The 11,769-nt window shown below is 71.8% G+C and carries 10 protein-coding genes and 2 pseudogenes; 10 read left to right on the top strand and 2 right to left on the bottom strand.

Features of this window, described 5'->3' with window-relative positions; genetic code table 11:
• On the top strand, positions 1-725 hold a 725-nt coding region (locus ACYF6T_RS41240), incomplete at its 5' end, for an acyl-CoA dehydrogenase family protein (protein ID WP_461703105.1).
• Between the two features lie 37 nt (positions 726-762).
• Here the strand turns inward: ACYF6T_RS41240 and ACYF6T_RS41235 are convergent.
• Positions 763-1,200: a cell division protein SepF gene (locus ACYF6T_RS41235; RefSeq protein ID WP_461703104.1), complete on the bottom strand. Its 438-nt coding sequence runs from the start codon at positions 1,198-1,200 to the stop codon at positions 763-765.
• A 302-nt stretch (positions 1,201-1,502) separates the two neighbouring features.
• On the opposite strand from ACYF6T_RS41235, the gene ACYF6T_RS41230 reads away from it, so the two are divergent.
• The 6 genes from ACYF6T_RS41230 (at position 1,503) to ACYF6T_RS41205 (ending at position 8,661) form a co-directional block, all read left to right on the top strand.
• Positions 1,503-2,654 (top strand): DUF5685 family protein, encoded by a 1,152-nt coding sequence (locus ACYF6T_RS41230; protein ID WP_461703103.1) that lies wholly within the window; start codon positions 1,503-1,505, stop codon positions 2,652-2,654.
• Positions 2,655-2,841: 187 nt separating this feature from the next.
• Entirely contained in the window at positions 2,842-5,112 is a 2,271-nt protein-coding gene (locus ACYF6T_RS41225; RefSeq protein WP_461703102.1) for a sensor histidine kinase, read from the top strand.
• Positions 5,109-5,537, top strand: a complete 429-nt coding sequence (locus ACYF6T_RS41220; protein WP_461703101.1) for a roadblock/LC7 domain-containing protein — start codon at positions 5,109-5,111, stop codon at positions 5,535-5,537. Before ACYF6T_RS41225 ends, ACYF6T_RS41220 begins: the two co-directional genes overlap by 4 nt.
• A 14-nt stretch (positions 5,538-5,551) precedes the next feature.
• Positions 5,552-5,890, top strand: a complete 339-nt coding sequence (locus ACYF6T_RS41215; protein WP_461703100.1) for a DUF742 domain-containing protein — start codon at positions 5,552-5,554, stop codon at positions 5,888-5,890.
• Positions 5,874-6,470 carry a GTP-binding protein gene (locus ACYF6T_RS41210; RefSeq protein WP_461703099.1) on the top strand — a complete coding sequence of 199 codons (597 nt, stop codon included), beginning with the start codon at positions 5,874-5,876 and terminating at the stop codon, positions 6,468-6,470. Before ACYF6T_RS41215 ends, ACYF6T_RS41210 begins: the two co-directional genes overlap by 17 nt.
• Before the next feature lie 418 nt (positions 6,471-6,888).
• Positions 6,889-8,661, top strand: a complete 1,773-nt coding sequence (locus tag ACYF6T_RS41205) for an FAD/NAD(P)-binding protein (RefSeq protein ID WP_461703098.1) — start codon at positions 6,889-6,891, stop codon at positions 8,659-8,661.
• A 283-nt stretch (positions 8,662-8,944) separates the two neighbouring features.
• Here the strand turns inward: ACYF6T_RS41205 and ACYF6T_RS41200 are convergent.
• Positions 8,945-9,205, bottom strand: a pseudogene (locus ACYF6T_RS41200) (gamma-glutamyltransferase family protein); the annotation flags it as partial.
• 355 nt (positions 9,206-9,560) lie between these two features.
• Between ACYF6T_RS41200 and ACYF6T_RS41195 the strand changes: the two are divergent.
• From ACYF6T_RS41195 to ACYF6T_RS41185, 3 genes and pseudogenes are all read left to right on the top strand, one after another.
• A complete protein-coding gene (locus tag ACYF6T_RS41195) occupies positions 9,561-10,460 on the top strand; it encodes a S1 family peptidase (protein ID WP_461703097.1) in 900 nt (299 codons plus the stop codon).
• 147 nt (positions 10,461-10,607) lie between these two features.
• The gene (locus ACYF6T_RS41190) at positions 10,608-11,411 is read left to right on the top strand and encodes a slipin family protein (RefSeq protein ID WP_461703096.1); all 804 of its coding nucleotides are present in this window, start codon (positions 10,608-10,610) and stop codon (positions 11,409-11,411) included.
• 44 nt (positions 11,412-11,455) lie between these two features.
• Positions 11,456-11,608 (top strand): annotated as a pseudogene (locus ACYF6T_RS41185) (trypsin-like serine protease); the annotation flags it as partial.
• Between the last annotated feature and the right edge of the window lie 161 nt (positions 11,609-11,769).

Raw genomic sequence — 11,769 nt, 5'->3', positions numbered from 1 at the left:
GCACCTACGCGAAGCGCGACGGCGGCGACTGGGTGCTCAACGGGCGCAAGATGTGGATCACCAACGGGTCCGTCGCCGGGGTCGCGGTGGTCTGGGCGCAGACCGAGGAGGGCATCCGCGGGTTCGTCGTGCCGACGGACACGCCCGGCTTCTCGGCGCCCGAGATCAAGCACAAGTGGTCGCTGCGGGCGAGCGTGACCAGCGAGCTCGTCCTCGACGACGTGCGCCTCCCGGCGGACGCCGTGCTGCCCGAGGTCGTCGGGCTCAAGGGGCCGCTGAGCTGTCTGTCCCACGCCCGGTACGGGATCGTGTGGGGCGCCATGGGCGCGGCGCGCTCGTGTTTCGAGGCCGCGCTCGACTACGCGAGGTCCAGGGAACAGTTCGGACGGCCCATCGGCGGCTTCCAGCTCACCCAGGCCAAACTCGCCGACATGGCGGTCGAACTGCACAAGGGGATTCTGCTCGCCCACCACCTGGGGCGGCGCATGGACGCCGGCCGCCTGCGTCCCGAGCAGGTCAGCTTCGGCAAGCTCAACAACGTACGGGAGGCCATCGAGATCTGCCGCACGGCCCGTACGATCCTCGGCGCCAACGGGATCTCCCTCGAATACCCCGTCATGCGGCACGCCACCAACCTCGAATCGGTGCTGACGTACGAGGGCACCGTCGAGATGCACCAGCTCGTGCTGGGCAAGGCGCTCACCGGACTCGACGCCTTCCGGTGAACCCTGCGCGGGGGCAGGGCCGGTGAGCGGCCCTGCCTCAGCTCTGGTTGAAGAACCCGTCGGTGCGGTGCGCGGCCGGCTCGCCGCTGACGATCTCCGTGTCGGCGGGGGTGAGCAGGAACACGCGGTTGGAGACGCGGTCGATCGAACCGCGCAGACCGAAGATGAGCCCCGCCGCGAAGTCGACGACGCGCTTGGCGTCCGCCGCCTCCATGGCCGTGAGGTTCATGATGACCGGCACACCCTCGCGGAACAGCTCGCCGATGGCGCGCGCGTCCCGGAAGCTGTCCGGCGTGACCGTGCCGATGCGGCGGCCCTTCTCCTCGGCGGTGTCCGAGGCCACCTTGACCCGCGGGTCGGTGACCCAGGCATCCCCGGGCTCGGTCCCTTCGGAGTAGTCGTCGTCGTAGTAACGCTCGTCATCGTTGTCGTCGACGAGGCCAAGCCAGGCACTCGCCTTGCGTACCGATCCCATGGACGCCTCCTCTCACAGCGGTCTTTCTTGCTTTCCGCATCCCTATGGTCATCCATGATGCGGACGTCGCGCCAAGTGGATAGACGCCGCGCGGGGGGTTTGTGACGGTACTGGTGCACAGCGAATCCGTCGAGAGTCCGTGTGCCCCAAGGGTCCTGCCGTACACGGCTGCTGACTGTGAGTGAAATATGATTCTTCACGGCGTACGGGTGACGGGCGAGGCGTACGGGTGAACGCGGCCCTCGATACGATGCGGCAGCTCAACGCCGTTTCAGGCACCGCGCGCTCAACGGGGGATCGTCGTGTTCGGAATCGTCAGACCATGCCGTCATCGGCTCGGCGAACGCCTCACGGCCGAGTGGATGGCGCATTTGTGCGGACTCTGTCTCGCGCTGCGCAAGGATCACGGCCAGTTCGCGCGTGTCGCGACGAACTATGACGGGCTTCTCATATCGGTTCTGACGGAGGCTCAGCGCGAGCGGGCCGGCGCGGGACGCCGTACGGCGGGACCGTGTCCCCTGCGCGGCATGCGGACCGCCTCCGTCGCGCAGGGTGAGGGCGCGCGGCTGGCGGCGGCCGTCTCGCTGGTGCTCGCCGCGGCCAAGGTCCGCGACCATGTGGCCGACGGGGACGGGTTGCTGGCGCGAAGGCCGGTGGCGCTCGCCGCGCGCCGGGTGGCCGCCGGCTGGGGCGCGGCGGGGGAGCGTGCCGCGTCCGCCGTCGGCTTCGACACCGGCGTGCTCGTCGACGCGGTGGACCGGCAGCTCGGCATCGAGGCGCTCGCCGGGCCCGGCACGCCGATCCTGACCGTCACCGAGCCGACCGAGACGGCCACCGCGGCCGCCTTCGCGCACACGGCGGTGCTGGCCGGGCGGCCGGGCAACGCCGAGCCGCTCGCCGAGGCGGGGCGGCTGTTCGGGCGGCTCGCGCACCTGCTGGACGCGGTCGAGGACCGTCAGGCGGACGCCGCCTTGGGCGCGTGGAACCCGCTCGCCGCGACCGGCACCCCGCTGCCGGAGGCCCGGCGGCTCGCCGACGACGCGCTGCACGGGATACGGCTCGCCCTGCGCGAGGTCGAGTTCGCGGACGGGAAGCTGGCGCACCGGCTGCTCGTGCACGAACTGCGCACCTCCGTCGACCGGGCCTTCGGCACGGCCACCTGCGCCCACGGCCCCGGCCCGTACGCCCCGCCCGGCGGACCGGGCGGCCCGCCGCTCCCCCCGGAGCCGCCGCGTCGCGACCCGCGGGGCCTGCTGGCGGGCTGCGCGGTGTGGCTCGGCCTGGCCTGCACGTGCCAGATGTGCTGCGGCGAGTACGACGACCCCTGGAGCCGGCAGCGCAAGGACGGTCTGTGCAAGGGCACCGACTGCGGGGACTGCTGCGATTGCTGCGACTGTTGCGAGTGCTGCGAGGGATGCGATTGCTGCGACTGCGGCTGCGATTGCAGCTGTTGAGCGGTTACGTCCCCTGTCGTATACGGAATGCGCCCGGTGGGGCGGCCACCTGGCAACTCGGGAAGATCCTGTTTCCGCGGCGTAAAACAAAAACATGATCCGGTGACCGGCGCGCCGTGAGGTCGTTGGCCAGAAGCGGAACCATTTCCTGCTCTGTCCCAACTCGCCCCCTCAATAAGGCACTTCAGTGGACGTCACAGCAAAACCGGCCACCAGCATCCGCGTCAGGCTGCTGAGGATTCTCGCCCTCGCCCTCGCGGTCCTGCTGGCGCTGCTCGGCCTCGCGGCCGCCGACCAGATCTCCGCCTACCGCAACGCCGCCGCCACCGAGGACAACGCGCGCCTGGAGGTCACCCTCCAGGGCCTGGTCCACCAGCTGCAGAAGGAGCGTGGTCTCACCACCGGATACGTGGGCGGCGTCTGGCAGTTCAAGGCCAAGCTGCCCGCCCAGCGCAAGGCCACCGACTCCGCGCGCACCGCCCTCGACGACATCCTGCGCGGCCGCGGCGACCAGGCCGCCGACTCCGTGCGCGCATCCCTCGGACGGCTCGACGGACTCGCCGGCATCCGCAGGCACGCCGACGACCACACCGGCGTCGTCAAGGACACCTTCGACTACTTCACCACCACCATCACCGCCCTCGACCGGCTCGACCTCGGCCTCGCCGAGGTGCACGACGGCACGCTGCGCGCCGGCTACCAGGCGCTCCAGGTACTCGGCAACGCCAAGGAGTTCCTGGGCGAGGAGCGCGCCATCGTGCTCGGCTCGGTGCGCGCCTCCGGCGGCCGGTTCCGCGGCGACGACTACAGCCGCTTCATGGAGATCCGGGCCGGCCGCCTCGCCGCCCTCGACGCCTTCCCGCGCTCGGCCACCGCCGCCCAGGAACGGCGCCTGGCCACGGCCCTGAACACGCCGGACGCCCGGCACGCCCTCGCCTACGAGAGCCTCGCCGTGCACGGCGCGGGCCGGCTCAGCTCGAACCGCATCCCGCCCATGGCCTGGTGGGACGCGATGACCTCCACCATCAACGGCCTCCGCAACGTCCAGGTCGCCCTCGGCACCGACGTCGAGCACCGCGCCGCCGGCCTGGAGAGCGACGCCCAGCGCGACCTGCTCCTGTTCGTGCTGCTCGCCCTCGCCACCGTCGGCGCCCTCGGCGCGCTCGCCCTCGACTGCGTGCGGTCGGTCTCCGCGCCGCTGGCCGAACTCGCCCAGCAGGCCCGCGAGGTGGCCGGACGGCGGCTGCCGCAGGCCGTCGCCGCCGTCCAGGACGCCGACTCCGGAGAGAGCCCCGAACCGCCCGCGCCGCTCGCCGTCCCCGCCCGGGCCGGCGCCGAGGTCCGGGACGTCGCCGAGGCGTTCGACCGCGTCCAGCGCGCCGCCTTCGACCTCGCCACCGAACAGGCCGTGCTGCGCCGCAACGCCACCGACTCGCTGGTCAGCCTCGGCCGCCGCAACCAGAACCTGGTGCGCCGCCAGATCGGCTTCATCAACAAGCTGGAGCACGAGGACGCCGACCCCGCGACCCTCGCCAACCTCTTCGAACTGGACCACCTGGCCACCCGTATGCGCCGCAACGCCGAGAGCCTGCTCGTGCTCGCCGGCGAGTCCAGCCCCCGGCCCTGGGCCACCCCGCTCGCCCTCACCGACGTGCTGCGCGCCGCGCTGTCCGAGGTCGAGGAGTACCGCCGGGTCACCCTGCGCCGCGTCGAGCCCGCGTACATCACCGGCAGCGTCGTCGCCGAAGTCGCCCACCTGCTCGCCGAGTTGATCGAGAACGCGCTGAGCTTCTCACCGCCGGAGGCCGACGTGGAGATCGAGGGACGGCGCACCAGCGCCGGCTACCTCGTCGCGATCGTCGACCACGGCTTCGGCATGGACGCCCAGGCCCTCGCCGAGGCCAACGTACGGCTGTCCGGCACGGCCAGCTTCATGGCCGAACCCACCCGGTTCCTGGGCCACTTCGTGGTCGGCGCCCTCGCCCGCAAGTGCGGCATCGAGGTACGCCTCGGCGAGGCGCCGGCGGCCGGCGTGGTGGCGCGGGTGCTGATCCCGACCTCGCTGCTGACGGAGGCTCCGCAGAAGAAGACGGTGGAGAAGCAAGGGGAGAAGAAGGTGGAAGGGCCGGACAGGCCGGTGCTGCCCGCACCGCGCAAGGAGACAGTGGTGGCGAACGAAGCCAAGGCCACCGGGCCGAAGGGCGGCACCTCCGCCGCCCGTACCCGCAACGGGCTGGTCAAGCGGCCCCAGCGCAGCGCCATTCCGGACGCCGTCAGCGAGACGGACCGGCCCGGGCGGCCGGCACCCGCCGGACCGGTCCCCGACCGCAGCCCCGAGGAGGTCTCCGGGATGCTCGCCACCCTGCGCAGCGCCCATATGCGGGGCGCCATCAGCGCCGAGAAGGAGAAGCAGGGCAAGCAGCGCGCCGCCGAGCAGAGCGAGGGTGAGGCCAAGTGACCTCCGTCGACACGCACAACGACTCGCAGACCTTCAACTGGCTGCTCGCCAACTTCGTCAAGAGCACCGACGGCGTACGGGACGCCGTGGCCGTCTCCTCCGACGGACTGCTGATCGCCGTCTCCGACGGACTCGGCCGCACCGAGGCCGACCATCTCGCGGCCATCGTGTCGGGGCTGAGCAGCCTGGCGCGCAGCGCGTCCAAGCGGTACGGCTTCGACGGGGTCAAGCTCATCATGATCGAGATGGGGCGGGGCTTCCTGCTGGTCTCCGCGATCCGGGACGGCAGCTGTCTCGGCGTGCTGGCCGACAGCAGCGGCGAACTCGGCCTGGTCGGCTACGAGATGGCGGTGCTCGCGGAGCGGGCGGGTGATCTGCTCACGCCGGCGCTCATCGCCGACCTGCGGCAGGCGTTGCCACGGTGAACGGTGAACAGCCCATGGACGTAGAACCGGTTGAGGACACGACGTTCGTCCGGCCGTTCATCATCACCGGCGGCCGGGCCGAGCCGCTCCAGGCCGACCTGCGGCTGGAAACCCTGGTCGTCGCGGTCGGCCCGCCCGACGAGACGCTGACCTTCGAACGGCGGCACATCGTCGCGGTGTGCGAGCAGCCGACGACGCTCGCCGAGGTGGCCTCCGCGGTCGGCGTGCCGCTCGGCGTCGCCAGGGTGCTGGTGTCGGACCTCGTCGTCGCCGGGCAACTCGCCTGCCGGCAACCCGCGGAGCTGCCGCTCCAGATGCTCGAAAGGATCAGGGACCATGTCCGGGCGCTCTGACAGGACCGTGCCGCTCGCCGTGAAGATCGTCGTGAGCGGGGGACTCGGGGTCGGCAAGACCACGTTCATCGGGGCGATCTCGGAGATCGAACCGCTGGACACGGAGGCGGCGATCACACAGGTCTCCGTCGGGGTCGACTCGCTGGACGGGGTCGAGTCGAAGACGACGACCACCGTGGCGCTGGACTTCGGGCGGATCACCCTGGATCCGACGATTGCGCTGTACCTGTTCGGCACGCCCGGGCAGGACCGGTTCTCGTTCCTGTGGGACGACCTGGTGGAGGGCGCGCTGGGCACGGTGGTCCTCGCGGACACCCGGCGGATCGAGGAGTGCTTCCCGGCGGTGGACTACTTCGAGGCCCAGGGCGCGCCGTTCGTCCTCGCCGTGAACCGTTTCGACGGCGCCGAGCGGTTCGAACTGGAGGAGGTGCGGGAGGCGTTGGGGCTGGGGGCGGATGTTCCGGTGCTGGAGTGCGACGCACGGGAGCGGTCCTCGGTGCGGGACGTGCTGGGGGCGTTGATGGACCGGGTGATCGGGGTGCGGAACGCGCCCAGGCGGAAGGCTGCGATGGTGCGGTAGCGGGTGCTCTGTGGCCGGTCGCGCGGTTCCCCGCGCCCCTACAGGGGGCGCGGTGGAAACGCGTATGAGGGGAGGCGACGCGTGTGAAGGCGAGGAAGAAGGAGGAAACGCCAAGGGCGCCCGTATGGTTCAGGGCACGCGGGGTCGGCTCAACAGGACGAGGACCACACGCGACCGAAGTCGATGTGGGAGCGGGTGACCAGCCGCTGCTGTGGGCGCATGGGGCAAGTGGAACAGGTCCCCGCTTCCGCGTCAACCGGCCTGAGACGAGTGGCTCACATCCTGGACGGCCTTGACAACGTGCGGAAACAGGACCGTACAGTCGACGGGCGGCCCTGCTGAGGGGCTCGGCCGCACCGCGCCCTGAGGCGCGGCCGTGTGAAGGCGGCACCCGACCATCGCGTCACGGAGCCTTCGCATGCCTTCTCACACCCTGAGGCCCTCGCTGGTGATCGTCGGAGCCGGGCCGCGGGGCACCGGTCTCATCGAACGCATCGCCGCCAACGCGCCGGAGCTGTACGCCGGCAGCGGCCTCGACATCCATCTCGTCGACCCGCATCCGCCGGGCGCCGGACGCATCTGGCGGGCCGCGCAGTCACCGCTGCTGTGGATGAACTCGCACGCCGAGGACGTCACCATGTTCACCGACGAGACGGTGGCCATGGAGGGCCCGGTGCGCGAGGGCCCCACGCTGCACGAGTGGGCCGGTATCGACGGCCGCACCTTCGCCGACCGGCAGCTCCAGGGGGCGTACCTGCGCTGGGTCCACGAGCGGGCCGTCGCCGCGCTGCCCGCGGGGATCTCCGTCCACCACCATCCGCGGCGCGCGCTGCGGGTGAGCGGCCCGCGCGAGGGGCGCCAGCAGGTGTGGCTGGAGGGCCGGCCGAGTCCGCTCGTCGCCGACCTCGTGGTCCTCGCGCTCGGTCACCTGGACGCCGAACCCGACGAGGAGCAACGGCGGTTGGCGTCGTACGCCCGTGACCACGGCCTCGTCCATCTGCCGCCGGACTTCACCGCCGACAGCGACCTGTCCGCGCTCCGGGCCGGCGAGCCGGTCCTCGTGCGCGGCTTCGGGCTCGCCTTCGTCGACCTGATGGTGCTGCTCACGGAGGGCAGGGGCGGCCGGTACGAGGGGGACGTGTACGTGCCCTCGGGACGGGAGCCGGTGCTGTACGTCGGATCGCGGCGCGGAGTGCCGTACCACTCGAAGATCGGTTACGACTGGAGCGGTGAACGGCCGCCGCTGCCCCGGTTCTTCGGGCCGGAAGAGGTGCGGACGCTGCTCGGGCGGCCGGGCGGCTTCGACTTCCGGCGGGACGTGTGGCCGCTGGTGGAGAAGGAGCTGGGGTTCGCGCACTACCACCGGCTGTTCACCGCCCACCCGGAGCGGACGCGGGGAGCCTGGGGCGACTTCGAGGAGAAGTACGCGGCGGCCGGCAGCGGCGCGGAGACACGGGCGCTGGTGGCGGCGGCCGTGCCCGATCCGGCGGACCGGCTGGACCTGGCCGCACTGGACAGACCACTGGCCGGGGTGCGGTACGGCTCGTTCGAGGAGCTGCAAGAAGGTCTGCGAGCTTATGTGGAAGGGGATCTGAGCAGGCGTCATGACCCGGCCCACAGTCCGGACCTGGCGGTCTTCCTCGGACTGCTCTCCGTGTACGGGCAGTTGGTCAGGCTCGGTGACGTCGGGCCCTGGTGGCACGGCTTCTTCAGCTATCTGGCCTCCGGTCCGCCCGGACCCCGGCTGCGGCAGATGCTCGCGCTGTCCCGGGCCGGCGTGCTGAGATTCCTGGGCGCCGGGATGACCGTCACCGCCGCGGACGGCGTGTTCCGGGCCTCCGGCGACACCGTGCCGGGCGCCGTCGTCGAGGCGCGGGCGCTGGTCGAGGCGCGGCTGCCCGAGCCCACCGTCGGCCGGGCCCGCGACCCCCTGCTGCGCGACCTGCACGCCCAGGGCGCCGCCGAGACCCCCGACGGACTGCTCCGGGTGGACCCCGCCGACGGACGCGTCCTCGACGGCGCCGGCCGTCCGCACCCCCGGCGGTTCGCGCTCGGGCCGTACACCGACGGCCGTACCCCCGGCGCCTTCACCCGGCCGCGCACCGGCGGCCCCGCGTTCCGGCAGAACGACGCGACGGCACGGACGGTCCTGCGGTTCCTCGGCGCGCTCGCCCGTCCGGCGGCCGCGTGACCCAGCACCGACACCACCGCGTCGCACACCCGGGCCCTGACGCTCCGCCAGGACAGGTTCGACGGCATGACGGTATGACAACGGACGGGCGGCTTCCGGTCATCCGCGGGACCTGGGCGGTCGACGGCGGGGCGGTGGCGTCGATCACCGCGGCGCGGAACGGCCTGACCGCCGACGGGAAGCGCCGACTCGGGGCCGGCGCCCAACGGGCCTCGACGGCGTCGAACGCGGACTCGGGCTGGGCGGGGACCTCCGGCTTCGAACTCGCCGGACGGCTGACAGCGACGTCCAGGTGGCAGGTGTCGCCGCGGGTGGCGCCGTCGCAGGCGACCTCCGGCTCCCCGGGCACGGGGGAGGTGGGGTGTTTGGCGACCGTCGGCTCCCCGGCGCCCATCGGGTCGAAGCCCGGGTCGCCGGTGGCCACCACGCGCGCGTGCGCGCTCAGCCGCAGGACGCGTCCGCCGGGGCTGCCGGGACGCAACTCGCGGGAGGCCCGCGCGCCGACGAGCCGGCGCCGCTCGGCGTTGTACGGCGCCGACAGCAAAACCGCGCGCTGCCGTCGCCGTGGGGATTCTCCGGTCGCTGCGTCTGCCCCTTCCCGCCGCCGGGGAATACGCTGGGCGTCGCGGTCGGGGCGGGGGGAGCGTCGGCTCGTACGAGCGGTGCCTGACGACAGGTCAACTCACCCGGACCGCACATAGTCCGCACAGTCCGCACAGTCCGCACAGAGCCGCACGGCCGAAAGGCGCCCTTGCGCCGACCGGTCGTTCGGCCGAATACTCCCCCACAGCGCTTGTCAGGGGCATTACGTGTCCGGAATCCGGACCATCGACTCCTGGCTGCGCCTCACGGGCCCCGACCCCACGCGGGCCCCCGACTTCCCTTGGAGGGAACGAAAAGTGAGGATCAAGCGCACCAACCCCCGCAGTGGTGTTTCGAGACGGACCCGGCTGATCGCCGTCACCACCGGACTCGTAGCAGCAGCCGCGATCGCGGTCCCCAGCGCGAACGCGTCCACCGCGACCCCCTTCAGCACCGCCCAGCTCAAGAGCGCCGGCAACGCGGTGCTCAAGGCCGACGTCCCGGGCACCGCCTGGGCGACCGACAGCAAGACCAACCGGGTCCTGGTCACCGTCGACAGCACGGTCTCCAAGGCCGAGATCGCCAAGATCAAGCGGGCCGCGGGCAGCAACGCCGGCGCCCTCACCATCAAGCGCACGGCAGGCCAGTTCAAACCGCTGATCACCGGTGGCGACGCCATCTACGGCGGCTCCTACCGATGCTCGCTCGGCTTCAACGTGCACAGCGGGAGCACGTACTACTTCCTGACCGCCGGACACTGCGGTGAGGTCGCCTCCACCTGGTACTCGAACTCGGGTCACACCACGGTGTTGGGCACGAACGTCAGCTACAGCTTCCCGACCAACGACTTCGCGCTGGTGCGCTACACCAACTCCTCGATCGCGCACCCGAGCGCGGTCGGCAGCCAGACCATCACCAGCGCGGCCACCCCGAGCGTGGGCACGACGGTCTACCGTCGCGGTTCCACCACCGGCACCCACAGCGGCCGGGTCACGGCCCTGAACGCGACCGTCAACTACGGCGGCGGCGACATCGTCTACGGCATGATCCAGACCACGGTCTGCGCCGAGGGCGGCGACAGCGGCGGCCCGCTCTACGCGGGTACGGTCGCCTACGGTCTGACCTCCGGCGGCAGCGGCAACTGCACCTCCGGCGGGACGACCTTCTTCCAGCCGGTCACCGAGGCGCTGAGCTACTACGGCGTGAGCGTCGGCTGACGCGTCCCGTCCGGTGGGCCCCCGCGCGCAAGTGGCGTGCGGGGGCTCCCTCTTGTGCGGGTGACGGAGTTACCGTCGAGGTACAGCCAGAAGTCGCACACAGGCACGGTAGGCGTACAGGCAGGACGCAGTCCCCTGGGGGCCGGCATGGTCGAGGAGCTGGTGGCGGCGGGAGTGACCCTCGCGTCGGCCGGAGCGGTGTACGTGATGGCGGCCGCGCGCGTCGTCAAACAGTACGAACGGGGCGTGGTGTTCCGGCTCGGCCGGCTCCGGTCCGACGTGCGGGAGCCGGGGTTCACGATGATCGTGCCCTTCGTCGACCGGCTGCAGAAGGTCAACATGCAGGTCGTGACGATGCCGGTGCCCGCGCAGGAGGGCATCACCCGGGACAACGTCACGGTGCGGGTGGACGCCGTCGTCTACTTCAAGGTGACCGCGCCGGCCGAGGCGGTGGTACGGGTCGAGGACTACCGGTTCGCCGTCTCGCAGATGGCGCAGACCTCGCTGCGGTCCATCATCGGCAAGAGCGAGCTGGACGACCTGCTCTCCAACCGTGAAAAGCTCAACCAGGGGCTGGAGCTGATGATCGACAGCCCGGCCGTGGAGTGGGGCGTCACGATCGACCGGGTGGAGATCAAGGACGTGTCGCTGCCCGAGACGATGAAGCGGTCCATGGCCCGGCAGGCGGAGGCCGACCGGGAGCGGCGGGCACGGGTCATCAACGCGGACGCGGAGCTGCAGGCGTCGAAGAAGCTCGCCGAGGCGGCCAAGGAGATGTCCGAACAGCCGGCCGCGCTGCAACTGCGGCTGCTGCAGACGGTGGTGGCGGTGGCGGCCGAGAAGAACTCGACGCTGGTCCTTCCGTTCCCGGTGGAGCTGCTGAGGTTCCTGGAGAAGGCGCAGCAGCAGCTTCCTCCGGCGACCGGAGGGGCGAATTCAAGCCAGGAGTAAGCCTGGTGTCGTCCTTACGGGCGATGACGGGTTACTTGCGCGTAGCGGAGCCGGGGGACAGCGGAGGGCCGCTGTTCGACGGGGATGCGGCCATCGGACTCACGTCCGGGGGGAGCGGGGACTGCGCCTCCGGCGGGGAGACGTTCTTCCAGCCGGTGACGGAGGCCCTGTCGGCCACGGGGAGCGAGATCGGCTGACGGGTGCGGGTGGCCCCTGTGCGGGCTGAGCGCCGTCGGCGGCTGCGGGTGGCGGCGGGCGCGCGCGTGACCGCTGGGCGCGGTGGCCGGGGTGGTCGTGGAGTGCGGTGGCTTGGGTCCTTCGGCGCGGAGGCCCGGGACCTTCTTCCTCTCACTGGGGC

The sequence above is a fragment of the Streptomyces sp. 7R007 genome (genome assembly GCF_054850255.1).
Note: the sequence above shows the minus strand (reverse complement) of the source record. Positions and strands in the feature narration are given on the sequence as shown.